The organism is Ochrobactrum sp. A-1, assembly GCF_022488005.1.
Classification (GTDB): domain Bacteria; phylum Pseudomonadota; class Alphaproteobacteria; order Rhizobiales; family Rhizobiaceae; genus Brucella.
This window is the reverse complement of record NZ_JAKVQC010000003.1, coordinates 1,147,448-1,171,849: the sequence shown is the minus strand read 5'-3', so window position 1 is coordinate 1,171,849 and position 24,402 is coordinate 1,147,448. Positions and strand designations below refer to the sequence as shown.

Below are 24,402 nucleotides of genomic sequence, written 5' to 3'. Positions count from 1 at the left end.
GGATTAAAGGGGAAATCTGGATGTTCGTGTCCACGGCGTTTGCCCAAACCGCCACCGAATCGCAGCCGGCACCTGCTGCTGGCGAGCACGGCGCAGCCGATGCTGTGCACACCGAGACCGGGGTCGCCAACGATGCCGGACACGGCAGCGGCGTATTCCCGCCGTTTGATTCCACCCATTATGCTTCGCAGCTCCTGTGGCTCGCGATCACCTTCGGGCTTTTCTATCTGTTCATGTCGCGCGTGGTTCTGCCGCGCATCGGTGGCGTGATCGAAACCCGTCGCGATCGTATCGCTCAGGATCTCGAGCAGGCAGCCCGCCTCAAGCAGGACGCCGACAACGCTATTGCTGCCTATGAGCAGGAACTGACCCAGGCCCGCACCAAGGCTGCTTCGATCGCCGAAGCCGCTCGTGAAAAGGGCAAGGGCGAAGCTGACGCAGAACGCGCTGCAGCTGAAGCAGCACTTGAAGGCAAGCTCAAGGAAGCCGAAGAACGTATCGCCGCGATCAAGACCAAGGCCATGAGCGACGTCGGCAACATTGCCGAGGAAACCACGGCAGAGATCGTCGAACAGCTTCTGGGCACCAAGGCCGACAAAGCTTCGGTAACAGCAGCCGTCAAGGCTTCGAACGCCTGAGGAGAGGACAATGGACGCTACATTCTGGGCACTGATTGGCCTCATTATCTTCCTGGCAATCCTGGCTTACCTGAAGGTTCCGGGCATGGTCGGTCGTTCGCTCGACGAGCGTGCTGATCGTATCAAGAACGAACTGGAAGAAGCACGCACGCTTCGCGAAGAAGCCCAGCAACTGCTGGCCGAGTATCATCGCAAGCGCAAGGAAGCCGAAAAGGAAGCAAGCGACATCGTTGCTTCTGCCGAACGTGAAGCCAAGGCACTTCTCGAAGATGCCAAGCGCGCGACGGAAGAATATGTTGCACGCCGCAACAAGCTGGCCGAACAGAAGATCGCAACGGCTGAAGTCGATGCCATCAACGCAGTTCGTGCTTCGGCAGTTGACCTCGCAGTCGCCGCAGCCGGCAAGATCGTTGCGGACAAGGTAGACACGAAGGTCGCAGGCAACCTGTTCAAGGATGCTCTGTCGCAGGTCAAGTCGAACCTGAACTAATCCCGCCTCACATAGTTTCAGAGAAACGCCGCCTCAAAAGGGCGGCGTTTTTTGTTGGCTTGGATCGAGAAATCGATTTCAGTACAGTCCGATCAGAGGATGGCTGCAATGCCATCCAGTTTGTCAAACAATGGTCGGTATTCCTCCAAAGCAAGGTCATCCAGTGCACAGGCTTCCGCTGGCGTAAACCATCGCAGTTCCGTGTGCTCCCGGTCGCGAATGGTGGGATGGCCGTCCCAGCCGTTAACGGTAAAGAGGTGGAATGACGCGACCGGATCTACCGCTTTTATGGTGGCGAGAAACGAAAATGCGCGAAGCGTTAATCCGAGCTCCTCGTGGATTTCCCGTTGGAGCGCGCTTTCAAAGCTCTCGCCCGCTTCAACATGACCACCCGGAAAACTCCACCGGTTTGGATAGGCGCGACGATCCGGGCTGCGGCGCCCAAGAAGAATGCCCCTGGGGCCGATGAGAACTGCATTGACAATATCCGGCATGATGGCCCTCAGACGGTGCAAAGTGAGGTCAGTCCTTGAGGTCTGCCAGATGCGCAAGCGGCAGCTCTCCTTGCGATTTGACCGTCTGGATGGCGAAATTGCTCCGAATGTCGATCACGCCGGGAAGCCGCAACAGCGTGCCGGATAGAAAGCGTTCATAGGCCGCGAGATCAGCGACCACCACCTGCAACAGAAAATCGGATTCTCCCGACACGAGATGGCATGAAAAGACCTCCGGCAGATTCTGCACGGAGGTGCGAAACGCAGTCGCAGTTTCTTCGTGATGGCGCTCCACCCGGATGCCGACGAAAACGGTCAATCCAAGCCCGACCTCATTGCGATCCAGTGCTGCATGGTAACCTTGAATAGCGCCTGCCTTTTCGAGCATCTTGACGCGCCGCAGGCATGGAGAGGGCGACAGGCCGACTTTCTCTGCCAGTTGTACATTGGAGAGCCGCGCATCTTCCTGAAGTGCGGTCAGTATCTTGCGGTCGATAGCGTCCAGTTTCAATTTTGGCATGATCCGACAATCAGAGTTACTATATTGGTGGAATATACCACAAGCCAGAAACATTGCGCCACAAATCGCAAGGACATGCGCATGGATCTCCGCATAGTTTCGACACGCCGCTGCTTCGGATAACGGACAGGCTGTTACTTTCTTTGTTCGCATTATCCTACGCAAAACTGCTGCGCACTTTTGCTGGAAATGCTCTGGTGGACGATATCGATGGGCGAGATGTGGTTATATGCAGGCGCATTGGCTGCTGCATTTCTTATTCCGGGACCGGATATGCTTCTGCTCCTCCAGACAGGTGCAGCACAGGGCAGGACACATGCGCTTGCAGCGGCAGCAGGGCTTGCAATCGCGCGTGCCTGCCATGTGGCACTTGCCGCACTTGGTCTCGCTGCGCTTTTACATGCATTTCCAGTCGCGTTTCAGTTCGTTCGGATCATAAGTGCCTTTTATCTGGTCTGGCTTGCCATTGGCATCCTGCGCCATCCGTTGCCGACAGTGGATACGGTCGGCGGTGCGCGGGAGCGACGATCCTATATGGCGTCGGCCCGGAAAGGTCTTCTCACCAATTTGCTCAACCCGAAAGCGCTGCTTTTCTGTTCGGTTCTGCTGCCGCAGTTCGTTCATCCTGAAAATGGCAGTATTACGCTCCAGTTTGCACTTCTGGGGGCTGTCATGACTATGGTGGGGCTGTCGTTCGACACGATCTATGCCTTTACAGGCTCGTCGCTTGGCAACCTGTTCAAACGTTATCCTGCTATACAAACGGTCCAGCGCTGGGGTTTTGCAGCCCTGCTTTTCGGCTTCGCGGCCAAGTTGGCCACTGTTTAAGCGCTATAGCGGCCTTTGATGGGCGCGAAAGTGTAGCGGTGGATGCCGGGAACGGGACCAGCCGTTTCGATGGCGGTGCGATGCTTCACGGTTGCATAACCTGCGTGAATCTCCAACCCGTAGGGCGGATGAACGGCACCGGCACGGATCATCATCCGGTCGCGTGTTACCTTGGCGACGATGGAGGCGGCGGCGATGGAGACGGAGCGCTGATCGCCCTTGACCAGCGCCGAACCTGGGCAGGGAAGCCTCGGCGGAACATCACGTCCGTCGATCAGCGCGTGGCATGGCTGCAAGGTCAGGCCAACAGAAGCGCGACGCATGGCTTCAAGCGCGGCCTTCCTGATATCGCTTGCATCGATACTGCGCGCGCTGAGGCTTGCCACCGAAACGGTGACGGCCTTCGCCAGGATGGTTTCGTAAAGCGCTTCACGCTTTGCAGCCGTGAGACGCTTGGAATCGTCCAGACCATCCGGAAGGTCATCGATATCAAGAATAACCGCAGCGGCAACCACCGGACCGGCCAAAGGTCCGCGTCCGGCCTCATCGATGCCGACGATGTGTTTCAGTCCACGCGAAAGCAGCCTTTTCTCTTCGGAAAAGTCAGGCGCAAGTGGGATATCAAAGAGGAGCGGAGAATCAGAAGCCGAGCGTTTCATTTGGCGGCAATGCTCGCATTGCTTCCGATTCTCCGCAAGGGCCCTGCTCGAGGACGGTGGCGTGAAAGCAGGCAGCCCCTCCGTCTGAAGGACAAGTCAGACGGAAATTGAATTGACGACTGATAGGGTATGCAGTTTGAAAACCGGCCCCAGCCCAAGGTTAGGCTTACCTTTCGCTGCGCGTCTTTCCTAAAACAGCGAAAGCTGCTTGCCTCCCTTTTCGACCGGTTCGAACAGGTCGGTGCGCAACTGCAACCGTCGCGCATTGAAGCCGAGCTTGCGTGCGGTAATCTCGAAACGGCGACCGATCTGCCATGCATAGGGGCCTGTGCCGCGCATGCGCTTGCCCCATTCAGCATCATAATCCTTGCCGTCACGCATGGAGCGCACCAGCGACATGACATGACGATAACGATCCGGATAATTGCGCAGCAGCCAGTCCTTGAACAAAGGCGCTACTTCGAGCGGCAGGCGCAGCAAAACATAACCCGCTTCGCGCGCGCCTTGTGCATAGGCGGCATCCAGAATGCGCTCGATCTCGTGATCGTTGATCCCCGGAATGACCGGTCCCATCATGACGGAAGCAGGGATGCCCGCATCGGCCAGCTTGCGGATGGCCTGAAGCCGCAGTGTCGGCGTAGAAGCGCGCGGTTCCATCGTGCGGGACAGGTGAGCATCGAGCGTCGTGACCGACAAGGCAACCTTGGCCAGTCCTTTCTCGGCCATGCGGCTCAGAATATCAATGTCGCGCACGACCAGGGCAGACTTCGTCACGATGCCGACCGGATGATTGGCGGCCTCCAGCACTTCGAGAATTTCGCGCATGATGCGCCATTTCTTCTCGACCGGCTGATAGGGATCAGTGTTGGTGCCAATGGCGATGGTTTTCGGCTGATAATTGGCCTTGGCCAGTTCGCGCTCCAGAAGGCGCGCGGCATCCGGCTTCGCGAACAGACGGGATTCGAAATCGAGGCCGGCAGAAAGTCCCATGTAACTATGGGTCGGACGGGCAAAGCAATAGATGCAGCCATGCTCGCAACCGCGATAGGGATTGATCGAGCGATCGAAATTGATGTCGGGTGAATCATTGCGTGTGATGATCGTGCGCGGCTTTTCGATCTGCACGTCTGTCTTGAACGGCGGCAGTTCCTCAAGCGTGGTCCAGCCGTCATCGAAATCATGCCGCGTCGTCGGCTCAAAGCGTCCGGTCGGATTGATGCCTGCGCCGCGCCCGCGCCTGCGAGCGTGATCGATGCGCAGGCCAGCCTCGCCGATCATCGCATTGGCGTGATCCGCGCGTCCGCTACCGAAGGCAGCCCTGTCGGCCTGCTTGATGATATCTGCCTGCTGGATCACTTCCATCTTCGTCTCCCTGAATGGAAACATCGGGCGTTGTGCAATCACGACGAAAACAAACCGGAGAACAGCTTAGAGCGCGTTTCGATCTGATTGAATCAGATCGGCGCTCTAATCATTTGTTTTTACGCGCATCTTTTCCGAAAACCGTTTCACACTTTTCGGGATGCGCTCTAAAAACCGTTCTGTTGCGTGTGCCGTGCTGCCATGCGACTCTGTTCTGATGAATCTATTCCTATCGCAAGAATAAGAACAAATCAAGAACATATGCGTGACAGCTTTCCGTTCATGCGTTCTTGATATATGAAGCGCGCATGTTGTCCGTCGTCATCGAAACTCTGAATTCAGAACGAGCGCTGGCCCACACGCTTTCGGCATTGGTACCGGCTGTCGTGGAGGGTTTGCTGCGCCGTGTCACGGTTATCGACAGAGGATCGTCGGATGAAACCGCTCTCGTTGCGCTGGGCGCGGGCTGCTCCTTTTACGCCGAAATGGATATTGAGACAGCGCTGGATGAAATCCGCACGCCGTGGGTCCTACTTTTGAATCCTGGAGCTATACCGCAGGACGGCTGGGAGGAAATTCTCCGCCGCCACATCGAGAATGATGGCAGTGCCGCGCGCTTTTCACTGCCGGAAGACGGCGGCTTTGGTGCCGTGCGTAAAATCTTCGGACACAAGGCGACACTGGATGCCGGGCTTCTGGTTCGGTTGGACATTCTAAGGCCGCTGCTGCTCGACGGCGTGGCATTGGATCAGCTTCCACAGCGCTTGCGACCAACTCGTCTCAAGCATCTTATTTTGCCGCCCGAAGACGACTGAACAAAACAAAAAGGCGAAGCTGAAAGCTTCGCCTTTTTCGTCAGACATGCCGACTGGATTAGTTCTGATAAGAGGAAGGCGAAGCATCGCCGAAGCGGTGAGCCGAACCATCCTGATAGACCGGAGCCTTGATCGAGGCAGGAGCAGTATAATCAAGCTTCTGGCTCTGCGTTGCAACTGGCGTACGATCGTTTGCATAAAGATCGGCAGGTTCGCCGACATGTGGGTTTTCGGCGAAAGCAGCACCGGCGCTAAGAGCAACGGCAACGGCAGCAAGAGCAAACTTCTTCATTTTTTTAATCCTTATGATCGCTCCTTCGGATGGCATAGAAGCCTTTCCGGGGCTCCCGGGTGGCACCATGCCATCCATCGGGGAGATAACTGGGGGAAGCTGAATGATTGGGAGGAATATCCAGCTTGGAAATTCATCGGGGCGTCATCGGCTGGGAGGCTTTTGACGACGCCCTGTATTCTAAGTCTTTAAAGAAAGCTTAGTTCTGGTAGCTCGAAGGCGATGCGTCACCGAAGCGATGAGCCGAACCGTCCTGGAACGAGGACTGGCTGATCGAAGCGGGAGCAGTGTAGTCGACCTTCTGGGAAGCAACCGGGGTGCGGTCGTTTGCATAAAGATCGGCAGGTTCGCCAACGCGTGGGTTTTCAGCAAAGGCAGCGCCGGCGCTAAGAGCGAGGGCGGCAGCAGCAAGAACAATCTTTTTCATTTTCCTATCTCCTTGGAAAGTGGAGCGGCGTTTTGTTCGTCGTTCCGATGCACCTCAAATGGGTGACAGTGGGTAAAAGTTCCAGTCACGAAAATGTTTTCTTAATCACACATTCGTGCAGCCAATTTTTTAGAATGTAGATAATCTATCAGAAATAAATAAATATAATCAATAAGTTGTGTTGTATATCAGTCTTCACGAAACTGTTGTATGAGGCCTTTTGTTCAAAAAGCGCGAACAGTCTGTCCCAATATATTGTCCAATGTGAGTGAACAATAGGGCGATTTGCGGGCTTTCGGAGGGGTATCCGTTCAGAAACTATTTTCGAGAAGGGACGCTTTGGGTCGCGATTACGAACCAATCCGGTCTTTCTGCTGAAAGACGCGCCTCTGCCTGTTCGGCGGCTGCCATGTTTTCAAAGACTGCATAGCAAGTGGCACCGGAACCTGACATCTGTGCGTAGAGCGCTCCGCTTGCGCGAAGCATCTCAAGCTTGTCAGCGATCCGGGGGGCAAGTTTCAACGCCGGGGCGAGAAGATCGTTGCGGGTTGTTTGCAGATAGGCGCAAAGGGGTGCGATATCGGCATGGGAAGCAAGGTTCAGCGCCGGATGATCGCGTTTGTCGAGTGCGCGAAAAACATCGGGCGTTGCAACGGCCGTTCCGTCATTGACGAGCAGCATGGGCAAGGCCGGAAATCCGGCAATAGGAGTCAAGTCCTCACCGATGCCGCGTGCAGCCAATGGTGTACCCTTTGATGCGCCATGCAGGCACATGGGCAGGTCGGCACCAAGAGCAAGCCCCATCGTGGCGAGCTGTTCGGAACCGAGATCAAGGCCCCACAACGCATCAAGTGCGAGCAGCGTTGCTGCGGCATCGCTCGATCCGCCGCCAATGCCCGACGCAATCGGAAGGTTCTTCTCCAGATGAATGGCGACGGGCGGCACTGCCCTTTGCGCATACTCGCGCAAGGTATCGCGAGCCTTGAGAACCAGATTGCCGCCATCGAGCGGTATGCCCTTTGCAAAAGGCCCGCTGACGGTAAAGCTGTCCTTTTCAGCAAGTTCAACACGAACGATGTCGCCAAAACGTGCAAAGACGACCAGCATATCGAGCAGATGGTAGCCATCGTCACGACGCCCCGTCACATGCAGCGCGAGATTGATCTTGGCCGGGGCCAGTCGCGTCACGGCACCGGGAAATCCGGCATTGGCGGTTTTTTCGGTTTTCGGGGAAATGGTCATTTCTGGTTATGGACCGGGAATAGAGCATTTCCAGCAAAAGTGTGAAACGGTTTTGCACAGGAAAATGCGATGAAACAAATAGTTAGAGCGGTTCCGACGATTCTGTTAAAATAGGAACCGCTCTAAAGAAACCATGGCGGTTCGGCTGCGGCAAGCCACCGCGCCGCTTCTTCGGCAACTGCTTCTGATGGAAAGGTCAGTCCTTCTTGACGTAATATTCGCCGGTTTTGGGGTCCTGCACCAACGTGCCATGCGCCCGGTTCTGCGCTTCCTTCTCTGCCTGACGCACACGCTGGGACACGCGCGAGGCTTCACGCTTGAACGAGCGGTAGCCGTACCAGGCGGCGGCGATGATCAGCAGCAGAAAAATGAGCTGGGGCATGGCCTCAAGTCCTTAAGGGTTGCAGTTCGGATTGCCGGATCGCAACGGCCGAAATGCCGGATGTTCATGAAGGGGCGGGAAGCGGCCCGCCCCACTTTCTGACACCATATCATGGTGAAACGAAGAAATTCAAAGCATTGGTGCGAAAATCGACGCCGATTTTCGCTGGCATTGTCTTTTCAAAGACCGTAACGGCCCCAAAGCGCCTTTTCTTCGGCTACCGAAAGCAGGCCGTCGCCGAGATGCGCGGCAATGGAAGCCGGTTCAAGATTACCGAACGCCATATCGACGCCGGGCATCTTGCGTCCCAGAAGGCCGCGCTTTTGTTCCACGAGCTTGAGCTTGACCTTGTCGCCATAGGTTTTGCGCAGGAAGCTGCGCATGTCGCCAAGCCCGTCGATCAGGCCAAGCTGTTGTCCCTTGATGCCGGTCCAGAACAGCCCCGTAAACAGGTCCTTGTCCTCTGCAAGCTTCGTTCCGCGTCGCTCCTTCACCATGTCGATGAAGGTTTCGTGGATTTCAAGCTGCAGAGATTTCAGCCGCTCGATGTCGGCCTTCTTCTCCGGCTGGAACGGGTCAAGCGTCACCTTGTTGGAACCCGCCGTATAGACGCGGCGCTCCACGCCGATCTTCTTCAGAAGTTCGGGGAAGCCGAACGAGGCCGACACAACGCCGATAGAGCCCACGATGGATGACGGATCGGCGATGATTTCGTCACCGGCCAGCGCAATCATATAGCCGCCCGAGGCGGCGACATCTTCGACGAAGATGAAGACCTTCTTCTGATGTTCGGCGGCGAGATCGCGGATACGCCGGTAGATCAGACGGGACTGAACCGGCGAACCGCCGGGCGAATTGAGCGAAATGGCAACGGCCGGCGCTTCCTTGTCGGTGAACGCTTTTTCAAGCACTGCTGCTGCCGACGCCAGTGAAAGCATCGGACGGAATGCAGATCCGCCGGACATGATGGCGCCATGCAGTCGCACGACAGGTATCTCGATGGAAACCGGGCGGAAGCGGCGCGGAACAAGGCGCGTCAATAAACCGGGCAAGGCGAACTCCTGCTGACTGAAATAATTTCAGCAAATGTAGGAAGCAATATGGGAAACACAAAGAAAACCACCCGGAAATTTTGTTCTCCGGGTGGCGTGTCGGTTCTGTCAGTCGTTTTTCGGCTTTGTGACCAGCCGCAGCAAAATATAGCTGCAAGGCCGACAGGCCCGAACTAGCCAGTGCGCCGCTCTTGGTTTCCACCGGCATTGGCGAAGCCGAAAATCGGCATGATGATGAAATCAGCAGGTCTGGACCATCGGAACTTCTGAAATGCTGCCGTGTTATCCGATCCGGGAGGAGACCCGCGATGGTGCTCACAGCTATTTTTGCCCAGCTCAATTGTTCCGACCTCGAACGCAGCACGGAATGGTTCGCCACAATCTTTGATCGCGGCCCCGATGCGCGACCGATGCAAGGGCTGGCTGAATGGCATCACGGTTCGAGTGCGGGGTTCCAGCTCTACCAGAACCCGACGGAAGCCGGGCACGGCACGCTGACGCTCATCGTCCGCAACGTGCGGGCCGAACATGCGCGCCTTTCCTTCGACGGGATTCGCCCCGGAAGTGTCGAGAACGCCGACTATACGACGATCCTGAGATTGCGCGATCCGGACCGCAATCTGGTCGTGCTGACACAGCCTAAATATTAAATAAGGGCGTCGAGCCCGTTATTGATGCCGTCGGCGCGCGGGGTGAAACCATGCCCCTCACTGCCATGGAGAACGAGCGCTGGCATGAGCGAAAGACCGGCGCGGCTTGCGCGTGTGCCTGTCACGACGATGCGGATCGCCGCCGCATCGGGGCGCGGCTGGACAGGTATGATCTTCAGGCCGCCAAACCGCCCCGACAGAGCCTCGAGGATGGGAGAAATGGAGCCGGGCCGGGCAATGATGGCAATGCCGCCGCCGGGCTTCACAATGGCGGCCGCAGTGCGCACCCATTGTTCGAACATGCCTTCGGGCATGACATGCGCTTCCGCCTTCAACGGATCAGGTGTGCTGCGATCACGCGCTTCGTTGAAGGGGGGATTCATGATAGCGAAGTCGAAACTGTTATCGACAAGGCCAGCGGCGAGGCGTGCCTTGCCTCTCAGGACGACGTCGGCTTCGATCACGCTGATACGGCTTGCCAGAGTGGCATTCAGCGGATGCGCAATGCTTTTACGGGCAAAGCCAGCCATGAAGGCTGAACGCTCGACAAGGGTGATATTGGTGTCCGGGCATCGGGAGGCGACTGCAAGTCCGGCAGCTCCTGCGCCGCTGCCAAGATCAACAACGCGTCCGGCAAAGCCGTTTGGAACGGCACTTGCCAGAATCATCGCATCCACACCGGAACGATGGCCTTTCAATGCGGGCTGGACGAGATGAAATGCCCCACGATGAAACACATCGAGTGTTTCTCCGGCTTCATCTTCGCTTTCCGAACTTGTTTCCGAATTCATTGATCGCGCAGTTCGTGTTCAATCTCGGCATCGATCAGAATCTGCCGTGCTTCTTCGACTTGTTCTTCGCTGACCAGAAGGCGGCGCGGCAACACGCCCAAAGAGCCTTCGATGATGCTCATATTCGTGTCGGCAATGAAATAAGCGATCCCGGCCTCTTTCATCAAGGCCTCGGCAAAGGACAGCAGAACGGAATCATTCGTACGGATAAGTTCGATCATTTGAACAGTTTGTAGCGAATGCACCGCATTGACAACAGCTTCCTTCAATGGTGAACAGGCGTTGGAATAGTAACGCTTTGAGGGCGCTTTGGGGGCAGTTGCGTCTTGAGCAATCCGGCCCGTTTCAATAATGTGGCCGGGCAGCTAGGAGAAATGGCATTGGGTGTGGTTCTGAATCTGGACGGTAAAAAGAAACAGGAAGGATCGGTTCAACCGCTTGTCGATCTGACAAAGGCCGACATGGCGCGGGTGAACGAGATGATCCTTTCCCGGGCCGGGTCCGATGTGGAAATGATACCGGAAGTCGCCAATCATCTGATTTCGTCCGGCGGCAAGCGCCTGCGTCCCATGATGACGCTCGCGGCAGCCCGCATGTTCGGCTACGAAGGCGACGGCCATGTGCGCCTCGCGACCGCTGTGGAATTCATGCATACGGCCACATTGCTGCATGACGATGTGGTCGATGAAAGCGATCTGCGTCGTGGAAAAAGCACGGCGCGCATGATCTGGGGCAATCAGGCCAGCGTTCTCGTCGGCGACTTCCTTCTGGGGCAAGCCTTCAAGATGATGGTGGATGTCGGTTCGCTCGACGCGCTCGATGTTCTCGCCACCTCGGCGTCGGTGATCGCCGAAGGCGAAGTGATGCAGCTTGCCGCTGCCAAGAACATGGAAACCACCGAAGATGAATATCTGGCGGTCATCAAGGCCAAGACTGCGGCGCTGTTCTCGGCTGCCGGCGAAGTCGGCCCGATCATTGCCGGCGCACAGCGTTCGGACCGCGCTGCGCTGCGCGATTACGGCCTCAATCTCGGCCTTGCCTTCCAGCTTGTCGATGACGCACTTGATTATGGCGGCTCGGCAGCAGATCTCGGCAAGAATACCGGTGACGATTTCCGCGAAGGCAAGATTACGCTTCCGGTGATTCTGAGCTATCGTCGCGGCACTGACGATGAACGCGCTTTCTGGAAGCACGCGATCGAGGACGGTGCGAGCGATGACGCCTCACTTCAAAAAGCCATCGGCCTGATGACGAAGCACGGCGCGATTGCCGACACGGTGCAGCGCGCGCGGCATTTTGGCGAGATTGCCCGCGATGCTCTGGCACCTTTGAAAGCAACGCCTCAGAAGGACGCGCTGATCGAAGTCATCGATTTCTGCATCAGCCGCGTGAACTAACCGGCAACAGTTGCAAACTCCGGCCAGCATTTCTTGCGGGCCAGCGATACACGGGAAAAGCATCCCATCACGGATGCTTTTCTTGCCCCGCCATCCCAAAAAGGCCATGCTTGGGGTGCCTTTTCCGGCAAAGAGACAGCGTGCCCGGCTTTTGAGCCAGTTGGGGTTTGCTTGCCGGTATCTGTCACAGGGATTTGAGAAGAGGATAGGGCTTTATGCGGCAAGGATCGAAATACCGCCCGCTTTATGGTTTGCTGCTCTCGCTTCTGGCGGGGATCGCGATCCCGACAAGTGGTGCTTTGGCCAAGGCGACAACCGATCCCACACCGCCTCCTGTCCGCGCCGGTTCGTTTGCCGGAGCCTATCTTGCCGGACGTACTGCCGAATCCGACAATAATCTCGCTACCGCCGTCGATTTCTATCGTCAGGCCATGGCGTTCGATCCGGGCAATGCGCAGATCAAGCAGGATCTGCTGTTGGTTCTGCTGACGGAAGGCCGCTTCAAGGATGCGCTGCCTCTGGCGGAAGAACTGAAGAACGTCCCTGATATCGAGCGTTTTTCGCGTGTGGCGTTGGCCATCGACGCCATCGACCGCAAGCAATATCGCAAGGTCGGGCCGCTTCTGATGCTGTCGCTGCAATCCGATATGGATCGCCTCGCGACCGGCTTCATGAGCGCATGGGTAAAGGTCGGGCAGGGCAATCCCAAACAGGCGCTTGCCGACATCCAGAAAATGCAGGGACCGGAATGGTACGGCCTGTTCCGCACCTATAATTCCGCACTGATAGCCGATCTTGCCGGCCAGAAGCAGGAAGCGCGTGATTTCTACCAGCAGGCTATCGATGACCGGCCGGGCGGAAGCGCTGCCCCCGACACCTATGAACGCATCGTGATGGCCTACGCCTCCTTCAAGCTTCGTCAGGGAGACAAGGAAGGTGCGATCAAGACGTTGAACGATGCAGCCGAACTTCTGAACGGTCGCATGACGATCACCGAAATGCGCGAAAAGATCGAGGCGGGCGAGAAATATGGCCGCCTCATCAAAACCGCTCAGGAAGGCACTGCCGAAGCGCTCTATACGCTTGGCACGGCGATCAATCGCAGCGGCGCAGAAGCCTTTGCCAAGCTTTACCTGCAGATGTCACTGCCGCTGCGTCCGGACAATGACGCAACGCTTTATCAGTTGGGCGATATTTCCGCCAAATTGCGCCAGCCGGAAAAGGCCATCGACTATTATGGCCGTGTGCCGGAGAAATCGCCTTACCGCCGCGATGCTGAAATGCAGCGTGCGCTCAATCTGGCGGAAAACAGCCAGTCTGCCGAAGCCGTCAAGCAGCTAAAAATTCTGCTCGATCGTGACAGGACCGACATGCGCACTTATCTGGCGCTCGGTGGTGTCTATGCGCAGGACAAGAATTTCGCCGATGCGGCGAAGATTTATGATGCTGCGGTGGAGCAGATCAAGACGCCGGAACGCAAGGACTGGCCGGTTTTCTACCAGCGCGGCATTGCCTACGAACGCCTGAAGCAATGGGACAAGGCCGAGCCCAATTTCCGCAAGGCGCTGGAGCTTTATCCCGACCAGCCGCAGGTGCTGAACTATCTTGGCTATTCCTGGGTTGACCGGGGTGAAAATCTCGATGAAGCACTGGGCATGATCAAGAAGGCGGTCGAGTTGCGTCCGCAGGACGGCTATATCGTCGACTCGCTGGGCTGGGCCTATTACATGCTGGGCCGGTATGACGAGGCGGTGGTTGAACTGGAAAAGGCGGTCAAGCTTCGTCCGGAAGACCCGACCATCAACGACCATATGGGCGATGCCTATTGGCGTGTCGGGCGCCTTCTGGAAGCCACCTTCCAGTGGAACCATGCCATCGCTGGCAAGCCTGAGCCGGAAGATCTGGTCAAGATCGAGGAAAAGCTGAAGAAGGGCTTGCCGGATATTCCGGGCCAGTCTTCTGCCGATGCAGCAAAGCCTGATGAGAAAAAGCCCGCTGAGGCAAAGCCGGAAGCTCCGGCGCCGTCGAATGCGCCTGATGCACCGTCCGACAAGACCCCAGAAAAGCCGACAACTGACTAATATCAAAAACCCATGAGTATAGTCATGGGTTTTTGATTGAGCCTGAGTGGCGGTTGAACTTTTCAAGGCGTGATGCGTCAGCATCTTGGCGCCTTGGTATAAGAGCTTCAGGCTGCGGGTTTCAAGGTGGTGTGACACCGAAACTGGCAGCCCGTGCTTGACCCTGCGTTACGGACAAATTAGACCGGGCCATCATTTCAATTACAAGGCCCGACCCCGTGTCCAGTACGTTGCCAGCACATATGCATCCCACCCGTTCCTTTCAGGGTCTGATCCTGACGCTCCATAACTATTGGGCGGAGCACGGTTGCGCCATTTTGCAGCCCTATGACATGGAAGTGGGTGCCGGTACGTTCCACCCGGCAACGACGCTGCGCTCGCTGGGGCCGAAGCCGTGGAAAGCGGCTTACGTGCAGCCTTCGCGCCGTCCGAAGGATGGGCGTTACGGTGAAAACCCGAACCGTCTCCAGCACTATTACCAGTATCAGGTGATCATCAAGCCATCGCCGCCGAACCTTCAGGATCTCTATCTTGGTTCGCTGCGCGCCATCGGTCTCGATCCGACCCTGCATGACGTGCGCTTTGTGGAAGATGACTGGGAAAGCCCGACGCTCGGCGCATGGGGCCTCGGCTGGGAATGCTGGTGCGACGGCATGGAAGTGTCGCAGTTCACCTATTTCCAGCAGGTCTGCGGCATCGAATGCTCACCGGTTTCCGGCGAACTGACCTATGGTCTCGAACGCCTCGCCATGTATGTGCAGGGTGTGGACAATGTCTACGACCTTAACTTCAACGGCCTCGAAGGCGACGAGAAGGTCACCTATGGCGAGGTGTTCCTGCAGGCTGAGCAGGAGTATTCCCGCTACAACTTTGAAATGGCCAATACCGAGGCTTTGCATCAGCATTTCATCGATGCCGAGCGCGAGTGCGAGGCTATTCTGAAGGCTGGCGCGCCTGCTCCTGACGCCAATCATCAAATGCATAAGAGCGTTTTCCCGGCCTATGACCAGTGCATCAAGGCATCCCACGTGTTCAATCTGATGGATGCGCGCGGCGTGATCTCGGTTACCGAGCGTCAGAGCTATATTCTGCGCGTGCGCAATCTTGCGCGTCAGTGCGGCGAGGCATTCCTTTTGACGGATGCCGGTGGTTTCAATTTCAAGCGTGAGGGCGAGTAAAGAACATGCCTGATTTGTTGCTCGAACTCTTTTCCGAGGAAATTCCAGCTCGCATGCAGCGCAAGGCTGCCGGTGATCTGAAGAAGATGATTACCGATGGTCTGGTGGAAGCTGGCCTTACTTATGAAGCTGCGACCGCCTACTGGACGCCGCGTCGTCTGACGCTCGATATTCGCGGCCTCACCGTGCGTTCCAAGGACGTGCACGAAGACATTAAGGGTCCGTCGGTTACAGCACCGGAACAGGCCATTCATGGCTTTCTGCGCAAGGCCGGTCTGACGGATGTTGCTCAAGCCCATGTGCATTCCGATCCGAAGAAGGGCGATTTCTACGTCGCCCATCTGACGAAGCCGGGCCGCGCAGCGGAAGAGATCGTCGCCGAACTGGTGCCGCAGACGATCCGCAATTTCCCATGGCCGAAATCCATGCGCTGGGGTGCGGCTTCTGCCAAGCCGGGTTCGCTTCGTTGGGTACGTCCGCTACAGTCGATCCTCTGCACCTTCGGTCCCGAAACCGAGGAAACCGTGGTTATCGATTTCGATGTCGATGGCATCAAGTCGGGCAATCTCACCTATGGCCATCGTTTCCTGAGCGACGGTCAGGCAATCAAGGTACGCCGCTTCGAGGATTATGTCGAAAAGCTCGAAAAGGCTTTCGTGGTTCTCGACGCCGAACGCCGCAAGGAAATCATTTCGCAAGACGCGCACAATCTCGCCTTCGCTTCCGGCCTTGAGCTGGTCGAAGACGATGGGCTTCTGGAAGAGGTGTCCGGTCTGGTCGAATGGCCGGTTGTGCTGATGGGCGAGTTCGAGGAAGAATTCCTGGCCATTCCGCCGGAAGTCATCCGCCTCACCATCCGCGCCAACCAGAAGTGCTTCGTCACCCGCAAGCAGGGTGAAGCGCAAGCGCTTTCCAACAAGTTTATTCTGGTGTCGAACATTGCGGCCCGCGATGGCGGCACGGAAATCGCCTATGGCAACGGCAAGGTCGTGCGCGCACGCCTGTCGGATGCGCTCTATTTCTGGCACACCGACCAGCACGATCTGCCCGACCTCGACAAGCTGGCCGCTTCGGCGGAAAAGTTCGGTCTTGATCTGAAGAAGCCGCTCGATCAGCGCATGGCGCGTCTGGATGCACTGAATGTGACCTTCCATGCGAAGCTTGGCACGCAAGGTGCGCGCGTTGAGCGCATTCGCGAACTGGCTGCGCAGATTGCGCCGCTGGTGGGTGCCGATCCGAAGCTTGCTGCGCGCGCGGCAGTTCTGGCAAAGGCTGATCTCACCACGGAAGTTGTGGGCGAGTTCCCCGAGCTTCAGGGTGCGATGGGCCGCAAATATGCGTTGCTTCAGGGAGAAGACGAAGCCGTCGCTGCTGCAATTGAAGAACATTACAAGCCGCAAGGTCCGTCCGATGTGGTGCCGAAGAACCCCGTTTCGGTTGCCGTTGCGCTTGCCGACAAGCTCGACACGCTGGTCGGCTTCTGGGCGATCGACGAAAAGCCAACCGGCTCGAAGGACCCGTTTGCGCTGCGCCGTGCAGCGTTGGGCGTGATCCGTCTCCTGCTGTCGCAGGAATGGAAGTTCCCGCTGCTTCCGCTCTTCCGTTCGGCCTTTGCCGCGCTGAAAGAAGGTCAGGTCCAGCGCAAGCTGCGCGAGTTTGAAGCCAAGCTTGCCGGGGAAAACTCCGGTGATGTTGACGGCGAGCAGGATGTCGACAATGCATTGGCCAGCTATGAAAAGCAGGTTCGCGCTGAGGCGGAAGCATCGTCCGAGCCAGTATTGGCCGATCTCCTGTCCTTCCTTCATGACCGTTTCAAGGTGCATTTGAAGGAAGAAGGCGCACGCTACGACGCTATCGACGCCGTGCTTTCACCGGAAGCCGACAATCTGGTTTTGGTCGCGCGTCGTCTGGAAGCGCTGATCGTCTTCATCAATGAGGAAGACGGCAAAAACCTTCTGGCTGGCACCAAGCGTGCCGCCAATATTCTCGCTGCTGAAGAGAAGAAGGGTACGAAGGTTGCGGAAAGCGTGAGCGCGTCTCTTCTCCGCGAAGCGGAAGAGAAGGCATTGTTTGAAGCCGTAACTCTGGCTTCGCAAGATGCCGAGGCTGCAATTGCCCGTGAAGATTTCAACGGTGCGATGCTGGCGCTCGCCAAGCTGCGCGGTCCGGTCGATACGTTCTTCGAAAAGGTGCTGGTGAACGACGAGGACGAGAATGTCCGTGCCAATCGTCTGGCATTGCTCGACCAGATTCGTGCGGCAACTGGCAAGGTGGCGGATTTCTCCAAGATCGCTGGCTGATAATCAGCCGCATGCGGTTCCTTTTTCCCTCATCCTGAGGAGGCTCCCCGAGCTTGTCGAGGGGAGGCGTCTCGAAGGGCTGAGGGAAAACGCACAGCGCTTGTCGCGCCTTTCAATTTTGGCTTCTCGATCCTTCGAGACGGCCCTGCGGGCCTCCTCATGATGAGGGACGAAGAGCTGGCGCCATTTTTGTTTATTTCAAACTGGGTCTGAGTTCGAGCGAACTGAGGTCGATTTCGTCCGATGCTCCGGCCCAGGCATCGCCAACGACGCGCACCGGCTTTGTGGGGTCAAAGTCTTCTGCTGGCGCAGCGGCTGGCTCAAGCAGATCGTCCGGGACTGGCTGACCCTGCATACGCGCCATATAGGCACGGGCGCGCTTGCGGCGGGCCTCAATTGCCTGCTGGACGTCTAGTTCGGCTGCCTGCTTTTGCGCGCAGGGACCGCAGACCGGCAGGCCGTTGGCGCCGATCTTGTCATAGCCGATATAATCGATGGAACCGACCTGATAGGTCGATGGCGCGCGCTCACCCCCGTTTGCGGAAGCAATTGCGGGCAGTCCGATGGCCGTCAGCGAAATAGCGATAAATCGCGATAACATTATTCACCTCACGCATGAATAATATCATCATGCCCTGAAAAACCTAACAAAACGCAATTTTTCATGCGCAATCATGATCGGCTTGCCGCGATTGTGCCCGGATATGGTCCAAGCTTGCTTGCACAGGCGCTTGAGCTTGTGTAGGCAGAACGGGCTTAACTTGGGACGCCCGAGAGGCGGAAAACCAGTGTCCGATAGTGTCAAATTCGATGATGAGGCAGTCCAGCGCGCAGTGGAAGTGCTGCGGCGCGGCGGTCTTGTCGCCATTCCGACCGAAACCGTTTATGGGCTTGCTGCCGACGCTTCCAACGGCGAGGGCGTGGCGGGTATTTTCGCGGCCAAGGGGCGGCCTCAGTTCAATCCACTGATTGCGCATGTGAGCGGCATCGCCATGGCGGAGCGCTATGTCACTTTCGATGCTTTGTCGCGCAAGCTGGCGGAAATATTCTGGCCCGGCCCGCTGACCATCGTGCTGCCACTCAAGGCGCAGCAGGATACAGATCGTCGCATCCATCCGCTTGTAACCGCTGGGCTTTCGACCCTTGCCATCCGCATGCCGCTTGGCCGTGTGCGCGATATCATCGAGGAGCTTGATAGTCCGGTAGCAGCGCCAAGCGCCAACACGTCAGGCCGCATCAGCCCAACGAGCGCTCGTGCCGTTGCAGATGATCTTGGCGACAAGCTTGATCTGATCCTCGATGCCGGACCTTGCGGCGTCGGAGTTGAATCCACCATCGTCAAGGTTGACGGCGATAAAGTGCATCTGCTCCGTCCGGGCGGACTGGCTGCGGAAGAAATCGAGGCCGTCATCGGCGAGAAGCTCGTGCGCGCCGACCACACGTCGGCAATTCAGGCGCCGGGCATGATGGCGTCGCATTATGCGCCTGATGCTGCGATGCGGCTTGATGTCGGCTCGGTGCAGCCGGGCGAAGCCCTGCTTGCCTTTGGCCCACAGCGCGTGGCCGGTTCGGATGCGGCAAAGGTGATCATGAACCTGAGCGCTGATGGTAATTTGCGCGAAGCAGCGGCCAATCTGTTCGACTTCATGCGCAGGCTCGATGCAACAGGCACCGCTACCATTGCTGTCGAACCTATTCCTTTCGAGGGCCTCGGCGAGGCCATCAACGACCGTTTGAAACGCGCGGCGGCCCCGCGCTAACATCCTCCTATGTAAGAGACAGACTATGCTGGACACCGCTCTGATCGAACGTTTCTCCGCCATCGTGGGCGAAAAGAATGCGCTCACCGCGCCGGAAGATCTCGCCGCTTATCTCATCGAGCAGCGCGATCTCTATCATGGTCGCACGCCGCTTGTTCTTCGTCCGGGTTCGACAGAAGAAGTCGCGGCCATCATGAAACTTGCCAGCGAGACGAAAACGCCGGTGGTGCCGCAGGGTGGCAATACGGGCCTCGTCGGCGGGCAGCAGCCCGACGAAAGCGGCGCGGCCATCATTTTGTCGCTGGGTCGCATGAACCGCATCCGTAATCTCGATACGGTCGGTAATCTGGTAACGCTTGAAGCGGGTGTCATTCTGAAGAACCTTCAGGAAGCTGCTGAAAAAGCCGGCCGCCTTTTTCCGCTGTCACTGGGTGCAGAAGGCTCGTGCCAGATCGGCGGTAATCTCGGTTCCAACGCTGGTGGTACGGCAGTGCTTGCCTATGGCAATATGCGCGAGCTTTGCCTTGGCCTCGAAGTCGTGCTGCCAACGGGCGAGATTCTCAACGATCTACGCTATGTGAAGAAGGACAATACCGGTTACGACCTGAAAGACCTTTTCGTCGGTTCGGAAGGCACGCTCGGTGTCATCACGGCTGCAGTATTGAAAATCTTCCCGCAGCCGAAGGGCAAGGGTGTAGCCTATGCAGGTCTGCGCAATCCAGACGACGTGCTGCGCCTGTTCCAGCTTGCAACGGAACATGCAGGCCCGTCGCTGACCGGCTTCGAATTGATGCCGCGCGTGGGCGTGGAGTTTACGGTGCGCCATGTCGATGGCGTGCGCGATCCGCTCGAAAGCCCGCATGACTGGTACGTGCTGATCGATATTTCTTCTACCCGCTCAGAAGAAGATGCGCGCACGACGCTGGAAACGATCCTGACCGAAGCCTTCGAGAGCGATATTATTCAGGATGCGGCCATCGGCGAAAGCGTTGCGCAGGCGCAGTCCTTCTGGAAAATGCGTGAGGAAATGTCCTGGGCACAGAAGCCGGAGGGCGGCTCGATCAAGCACGATATTTCCGTGCCGGTTGCTTCCATCCCCGCTTTCATCCACGAAGCAAATGCCGCGACGCTGGAAATGATCCCCGGTGCGCGCATCGTCTGCTTCGGCCATATCGGGGACGGCAACCTGCATTACAACGTTTCGCAGCCGGTAGGCGCTGACAAGGAAGCCTTTCTTGCGCGATGGCACGAGCTGAACCACCGTATCCACACGATCGTCGCGAGCTATACGGGTTCGATTTCGGCAGAACACGGCATTGGTCAGCTCAAGCGCGAAGAACTGGCTTTCTTCAAGCAGGATGTCGCGCTTGACCTGATGCGCCGCATCAAGTCAGCTTTCGATCCGGCAGGCATCATGAACCCCGGCAAGGTTCTATAAAGTATCACTATTTAATCGAGTAAGGCGGGCGGTATTAACCGCCCGTTTGTTTTAGTAAACACTTCTTCAGAAGAATTTCCGAATTCTTACACCTGGTTGCAATCTGCTAACCAAAGGAAAAGGCAGGAAAAAGTTAACTTAACTCATTAAGCTCATCGGTAATAAACCGCGCCTATTCTCCATCTCAACGAAGAGCAAAAAGCTCGACAAAGGGAAGTCGGAATAACCGGCTCCTAAAAATAAAAGACAGAGAGACAGAGGCGTCGAAAATGATGAGCAAGGGACTGAAGCCCGATTGGGCAGGACGGGAATTGCGGCTCGATCCGTTTCATTTTCCGCAGGTTGTGAGCTATGCGAGCCACGACGGAAGCAGCGACGTCACCTTCACCATCAACGAGCGCGGCGCGGTGATCCGGCAGGTTCTGCCTTCAAGCGGCCTGCCGATGTCCATAGCGCTTCCGGCCAACGCATTTGTCGGCGTTGCCGCCCGCGCGGTGGAAGATGAGTTCGGCGAAATAACGGTGACGCTGGAGCTGATGCATGAAGATCCGCAGCTTTCCGTTCCCCTGCTTGTCGCACATGATCTGACCGATGTTGCCGCCGACTGGCGCGCCTGGGCCGCGAGCTTCAACCTGCCGATGATGCTGGTTGAGGAAGACGGTGTCGCCCGCCCGCTTTACGAAAGTACAGGTGCGGTCCGCACCAGCCAGCCGCAGGCTCGTCGTCAGGGACAAGAGCCGCGTCGTCGTCGTCCGCGTTTTCTCGCTCGCCGCAAGACAGGTACGCTTGGCGTCCGTCTGGTGATCTCCGGCAAGGAAATTATTGCTCGTAATTGAATCAGAAAGGCTCGCCCGATAAAAGGCGATCCCTTCAAAAAAACTTGGCTGACCTCCAAAAAGCCCCGAACGTCTTGGGGCGCATCCCGAAAAGTGGAAACCGGTTTTCGGAAAAGATGCGCCCGGAAAGGAAGACGTTCGGGTTTATTTTTTTCGGCTGAGAAATGCCATGACGGCCTCGCGAGCTTCATCCGAGGTAAGCCGTTCAGCAAAATGTCTGGCCTCACGTGCAATACGTTCGGAAACTTTTTCAGCCGGCATGCGCATCAGGGCGCGAGCGATCTGCATGGCCTGCGGCGGCTTGGCAGCGATTTCCTCCGCTGCCTTCATCACTTCTGTCTCAAGCGCATCCTCGGCAACGATCTGATAGACGATACCGGCTTCCTGCGCGGCTTCCGCGGTAAATCCATGACCGAGCGCCAGTAGGGCAAATGCTTTCTGATGCCCCATCAACGGTGGGGCCAGCAGGCTGGAAGCTGCTTCCGGCACAAGGCCGAGATCGACGAACGGTGTGCGGAACAATGCGCGCGAGGTTGCAAATGTCAGATCGCAATGCAGGTGGATGGTCGTGCCGATGCCGATGGCAAGGCCGTCGACGCCGGAAACGATTGGCTTCTTTGCGCTGGAAAGAGCCTCAAGAAAATCCAGAATGTCGTTGCCGAGATCGCCACCCGACGCAGCAGCCATGAAATCCTGCATGTCATTGCCGGATGAGAATGCACCCGGACTCCCAAGAAACACATGCACACGCACCGCGTCATCGGCATCGCCGTCCGCGAGCGCCTTTGCCATGGTGGAATACATGGCGCGGGTGATGGCGTTCTTCTTGTCGGCCCGGTTGAAGCGGATGATCTGGATCGCGCCTTTGCGTTCGATCAGGATATGTTCGCTCATGCTCACGCCTCCAGCGCAGATTTGGCGGCGGCAAGACTGGCGGCGCCGGTGATGACGGTGTCCTTCAGAGAGGATACTTCGGCGAGCATGTTTTCCGCGAAGAAGCGGCTCAGCACCGCGCGTCCGCTATCGTCGTCGGCAAGCGCTGCGCGCGCGAGATAAGCGCCGCCGGAAACCAGCGACAAAAGCCGCTGATAAGGCGTGGCTCCGGCAAGTGCCGCTTCAAGCTGCCCTTCTGTAACCGCCTTTTGCAGCCAGTCCGTGGCTTCGCGAGCCTCCGTAATAGCCTTGGAAAGGCGCGCGCCGGTTTCGCCGAGTTCCGGGCGATTGGATGCGGTGGCCTTGTCGGCGTCTTCCTGTAATTCTGCAAGGAAACCCTTGATATGTTCACCGTTCCCGAGGGGCAGCTTGCGCGCCACAAGGTCGATGGCCTGAATGCCGTTGGTGCCTTCGTAGATCGGGGTGATGCGGGCATCGCGCAGCAATTGCGCTGCACCTGTCTCTTCGATGAAGCCCATGCCGCCGTGAATCTGGATGCCGAGCGAAGCGACGTCCACACCTGCATCGGTCGCGAAGCTTTTGGCAAGCGGTGTCAGCAAACCGGCACGATCCGACCAAAACTGCTGGTCCGCACCGTTCGTCGCATGACTCATGTCGATGGCATGAGCGCAGGAATAGGTGATCGAACGGGCAACCTGCGTCAGCGCCTTCATCGTCAGCAACATGCGCTGCACGTCCGGGTGTTCGATGATCGGACTCATGCCGTCTTTCGGGGCAGCACCGATGGCGCGGCCCTGCTTGCGTTCCTTCGCATAGGCGAGAGCCTGCTGATAGGCGGCTTCGGCAACGCCGACGCCCTGAATGCCGACGAGCAGGCGGGCGTTGTTCATCATGGTGAACATGCAGGCTAACCCACGATTTTCCTCGCCGATCAGGTAGCCGACTGCCCCCTGTTCCTCACCTTTCACGAAACCATCGCCATAGATCATGGTGCAGGTAGGCGAGGCGTGGATGCCCATCTTGTGTTCAAGGCCCGAGCAGAACAGATCGTTCCTGCGACCGAGCGAGCCGTCATCGTTCACGAGGAACTTCGGTACAAGGAAAAGCGAAATACCCTTTGTCCCGGCAGGGGCATCGGGCAGGCGGGCCAGTACCAGATGCACGATATTGTCGGTCAGGTCATGCTCGCCATAGGTGATGAAAATCTTCTGGCCGAAGATGCGGTAGCTGCCGTCACCGACGCGTTCCGCACGGGTACGCAGTACACCAAGATCGGAACCGGCGTGCGGTTCAGTCAGGTTCATCGTGCCCATCCACTCGCCGCTGATGAGCTTTTCGAGATAGATGTCCTTCAATTCCTTGGAGGCGTGCTTTTCGACCGCTTCGACGGCACCCATCGTCAGCGTCGGGGCGATGGCGAAAGCCAGCGTGCCGGAGTTCCACATTTCGCTCACTGCCACCGACATCATTGTGGGCAGGCCCTGACCGCCATAGTCCGGCGTACCGGTCAGCGAGTTCCAGCCGCCTTCGATCCAGTCGCGATATAGCTCTTTCCAACCCGGCGCGGTCGTGACGACGCCGTCCTTGACGGTCGCGCCGTGCTTGTCGCCGGTGATGCGCAAAGGTTCGACGCGCTCGGAGGCAAACTTGCCGGCTTCTTCCAGAATGGCGGCGGCAAGATCGGCGGAAAATTCAGGGAAACGGTTGTCGTCGAGGGCTTTCTCCAGCCCTGCAACTTTCATCAGCGTATGGGAAATTTCAGAAACCGGCGCGCGATACATCTTTCCTCCGAGTATGTTTCGCGGACTTCTCCTCGGAAGCCCGCCCTGCGCCGGTGCTTCATGCAATCCGGCAGGAGCCATTTTGGCTGTTCAAT

26 protein-coding genes are annotated in these 24,402 nt (G+C 57.5%); 12 read left to right on the top strand and 14 right to left on the bottom strand.

The genetic code is table 11. From position 1 onward, the window contains the following. The first annotated feature begins 20 nt into the window (after window positions 1-20). Both MKS82_RS07485 and MKS82_RS07480 read left to right on the top strand, forming a co-directional pair. Window positions 21-638, top strand: coding sequence for a F0F1 ATP synthase subunit B (locus MKS82_RS07485; RefSeq protein WP_109986118.1), 618 nt, complete (start codon window positions 21-23; stop codon window positions 636-638). Between the two features lie 10 nt (window positions 639-648). Continuing rightward, entirely contained in the window at window positions 649-1,128 is a 480-nt protein-coding gene (locus MKS82_RS07480; RefSeq protein WP_176037170.1) for a F0F1 ATP synthase subunit B, read from the top strand. A gap of 92 nt (window positions 1,129-1,220) precedes the next feature. Here the strand turns inward: MKS82_RS07480 and MKS82_RS07475 are convergent, their stop codons facing one another. Both MKS82_RS07475 and MKS82_RS07470 read right to left on the bottom strand, forming a co-directional pair. Further along, window positions 1,221-1,622, bottom strand: coding sequence for an NUDIX domain-containing protein (locus MKS82_RS07475; RefSeq protein WP_176037171.1), 402 nt, complete (start codon window positions 1,620-1,622; stop codon window positions 1,221-1,223). A gap of 28 nt (window positions 1,623-1,650) precedes the next feature. Next, window positions 1,651-2,142: an Lrp/AsnC family transcriptional regulator gene (locus MKS82_RS07470; protein WP_176037172.1), complete on the bottom strand. Its 492-nt coding sequence runs from the start codon at window positions 2,140-2,142 to the stop codon at window positions 1,651-1,653. A 210-nt stretch (window positions 2,143-2,352) separates the two neighbouring features. Here MKS82_RS07470 and MKS82_RS07465 point away from each other — a divergent pair, with 210 nt between their 5' ends. Beyond that, window positions 2,353-2,970: a LysE family translocator gene (locus MKS82_RS07465; RefSeq protein WP_176037173.1), complete on the top strand. Its 618-nt coding sequence runs from the start codon at window positions 2,353-2,355 to the stop codon at window positions 2,968-2,970. Here MKS82_RS07465 and MKS82_RS07460 read toward each other — a convergent pair. Then, the gene (locus tag MKS82_RS07460) at window positions 2,967-3,629 is read right to left on the bottom strand and encodes a ribonuclease HII (RefSeq protein WP_176037174.1); all 663 of its coding nucleotides are present in this window, start codon (window positions 3,627-3,629) and stop codon (window positions 2,967-2,969) included. The two genes, MKS82_RS07465 and MKS82_RS07460, sit on opposite strands and share 4 nt — an antisense overlap. A 189-nt stretch (window positions 3,630-3,818) precedes the next feature. Continuing rightward, on the bottom strand, window positions 3,819-4,991 hold the full coding sequence (locus MKS82_RS07455) for a PA0069 family radical SAM protein (RefSeq protein WP_176037175.1): 1,173 nt from the start codon (window positions 4,989-4,991) through the stop codon (window positions 3,819-3,821). A gap of 308 nt (window positions 4,992-5,299) precedes the next feature. Between MKS82_RS07455 and MKS82_RS07450 the strand changes: the two genes are divergently transcribed. Then, window positions 5,300-5,806: a glycosyl transferase gene (locus MKS82_RS07450; protein WP_109986125.1), complete on the top strand. Its 507-nt coding sequence runs from the start codon at window positions 5,300-5,302 to the stop codon at window positions 5,804-5,806. 58 nt (window positions 5,807-5,864) lie between these two features. On the opposite strand, the gene MKS82_RS07445 is transcribed toward MKS82_RS07450, so the two are convergent. From MKS82_RS07445 to MKS82_RS07425, 5 genes are all read right to left on the bottom strand, one after another. Further along, window positions 5,865-6,098, bottom strand: a complete 234-nt coding sequence (locus MKS82_RS07445; RefSeq protein ID WP_010658330.1) for a hypothetical protein — start codon at window positions 6,096-6,098, stop codon at window positions 5,865-5,867. A gap of 199 nt (window positions 6,099-6,297) precedes the next feature. Beyond that, complete coding sequence (locus MKS82_RS07440) at window positions 6,298-6,525, bottom strand: hypothetical protein (RefSeq protein ID WP_012090790.1); 228 nt, start codon at window positions 6,523-6,525, stop codon at window positions 6,298-6,300. A gap of 318 nt (window positions 6,526-6,843) precedes the next feature. Continuing rightward, window positions 6,844-7,767 (bottom strand): 4-(cytidine 5'-diphospho)-2-C-methyl-D-erythritol kinase, encoded by a 924-nt coding sequence (locus MKS82_RS07435; RefSeq protein WP_176037176.1) that lies wholly within the window; start codon window positions 7,765-7,767, stop codon window positions 6,844-6,846. A gap of 196 nt (window positions 7,768-7,963) precedes the next feature. After that, a complete protein-coding gene (locus tag MKS82_RS07430) occupies window positions 7,964-8,149 on the bottom strand; it encodes a membrane protein (protein WP_006466164.1) in 186 nt (61 codons plus the stop codon). Between the two features lie 179 nt (window positions 8,150-8,328). Next, window positions 8,329-9,201, bottom strand: a complete 873-nt coding sequence (locus MKS82_RS07425; RefSeq protein ID WP_176037177.1) for a S49 family peptidase — start codon at window positions 9,199-9,201, stop codon at window positions 8,329-8,331. 308 nt (window positions 9,202-9,509) lie between these two features. On the opposite strand from MKS82_RS07425, the gene MKS82_RS07420 reads away from it, so the two are divergent. Beyond that, complete coding sequence (locus MKS82_RS07420; RefSeq protein WP_176037178.1) at window positions 9,510-9,851, top strand: VOC family protein; 342 nt, start codon at window positions 9,510-9,512, stop codon at window positions 9,849-9,851. On the opposite strand, the gene MKS82_RS07415 is transcribed toward MKS82_RS07420, so the two are convergent. Both MKS82_RS07415 and MKS82_RS07410 read right to left on the bottom strand, forming a co-directional pair. After that, window positions 9,848-10,642, bottom strand: a complete 795-nt coding sequence (locus MKS82_RS07415; protein WP_176037179.1) for a tRNA1(Val) (adenine(37)-N6)-methyltransferase — start codon at window positions 10,640-10,642, stop codon at window positions 9,848-9,850. The two genes, MKS82_RS07420 and MKS82_RS07415, sit on opposite strands and share 4 nt — an antisense overlap. After that, entirely contained in the window at window positions 10,639-10,863 is a 225-nt protein-coding gene (locus MKS82_RS07410; RefSeq protein ID WP_109986274.1) for a putative signal transducing protein, read from the bottom strand. The genes MKS82_RS07415 and MKS82_RS07410 overlap by 4 nt, the downstream gene beginning before the upstream one ends. A gap of 159 nt (window positions 10,864-11,022) precedes the next feature. On the opposite strand from MKS82_RS07410, the gene MKS82_RS07405 reads away from it, so the two are divergent. The 4 genes from MKS82_RS07405 to glyS all read left to right on the top strand — a co-directional run bounded on the left by MKS82_RS07405 (window position 11,023) and on the right by glyS (window position 17,598). Then, window positions 11,023-12,039 carry a polyprenyl synthetase family protein gene (locus tag MKS82_RS07405; protein ID WP_109986273.1) on the top strand — a complete coding sequence of 339 codons (1,017 nt, stop codon included), beginning with the start codon at window positions 11,023-11,025 and terminating at the stop codon, window positions 12,037-12,039. Window positions 12,040-12,254: 215 nt separating this feature from the next. After that, entirely contained in the window at window positions 12,255-14,120 is a 1,866-nt protein-coding gene (locus tag MKS82_RS07400; protein WP_176037180.1) for a tetratricopeptide repeat protein, read from the top strand. Window positions 14,121-14,362: 242 nt separating this feature from the next. Then, window positions 14,363-15,298 (top strand): glycine--tRNA ligase subunit alpha, encoded by a 936-nt coding sequence (locus MKS82_RS07395; RefSeq protein ID WP_176037289.1) that lies wholly within the window; start codon window positions 14,363-14,365, stop codon window positions 15,296-15,298. Between the two features lie 5 nt (window positions 15,299-15,303). Continuing rightward, complete coding sequence (gene glyS / locus MKS82_RS07390) at window positions 15,304-17,598, top strand: glycine--tRNA ligase subunit beta (RefSeq protein ID WP_176037181.1); 2,295 nt, start codon at window positions 15,304-15,306, stop codon at window positions 17,596-17,598. Between the two features lie 193 nt (window positions 17,599-17,791). On the opposite strand, the gene MKS82_RS07385 is transcribed toward glyS, so the two are convergent. Further along, the gene (locus MKS82_RS07385; RefSeq protein WP_109986132.1) at window positions 17,792-18,199 is read right to left on the bottom strand and encodes a hypothetical protein; all 408 of its coding nucleotides are present in this window, start codon (window positions 18,197-18,199) and stop codon (window positions 17,792-17,794) included. Window positions 18,200-18,386: 187 nt separating this feature from the next. On the opposite strand from MKS82_RS07385, the gene MKS82_RS07380 reads away from it, so the two are divergent. The 3 genes from MKS82_RS07380 (at window position 18,387) to MKS82_RS07370 (ending at window position 21,632) form a co-directional block, all read left to right on the top strand. After that, complete coding sequence (locus MKS82_RS07380; protein WP_176037182.1) at window positions 18,387-19,358, top strand: L-threonylcarbamoyladenylate synthase; 972 nt, start codon at window positions 18,387-18,389, stop codon at window positions 19,356-19,358. A gap of 25 nt (window positions 19,359-19,383) precedes the next feature. After that, on the top strand, window positions 19,384-20,796 hold the full coding sequence (locus tag MKS82_RS07375) for an FAD-binding oxidoreductase (RefSeq protein ID WP_176037183.1): 1,413 nt from the start codon (window positions 19,384-19,386) through the stop codon (window positions 20,794-20,796). A gap of 269 nt (window positions 20,797-21,065) precedes the next feature. Continuing rightward, complete coding sequence (locus MKS82_RS07370; protein ID WP_176037184.1) at window positions 21,066-21,632, top strand: DUF6101 family protein; 567 nt, start codon at window positions 21,066-21,068, stop codon at window positions 21,630-21,632. 144 nt (window positions 21,633-21,776) lie between these two features. Here the strand turns inward: MKS82_RS07370 and MKS82_RS07365 are convergent, their stop codons facing one another. Both MKS82_RS07365 and MKS82_RS07360 read right to left on the bottom strand, forming a co-directional pair. Then, window positions 21,777-22,526: a crotonase/enoyl-CoA hydratase family protein gene (locus tag MKS82_RS07365; protein WP_176037185.1), complete on the bottom strand. Its 750-nt coding sequence runs from the start codon at window positions 22,524-22,526 to the stop codon at window positions 21,777-21,779. Window positions 22,527-22,528: 2 nt separating this feature from the next. Next, window positions 22,529-24,307, bottom strand: a complete 1,779-nt coding sequence (locus MKS82_RS07360) for an acyl-CoA dehydrogenase (RefSeq protein ID WP_240578582.1) — start codon at window positions 24,305-24,307, stop codon at window positions 22,529-22,531. Window positions 24,308-24,402 lie beyond the last annotated feature (95 nt).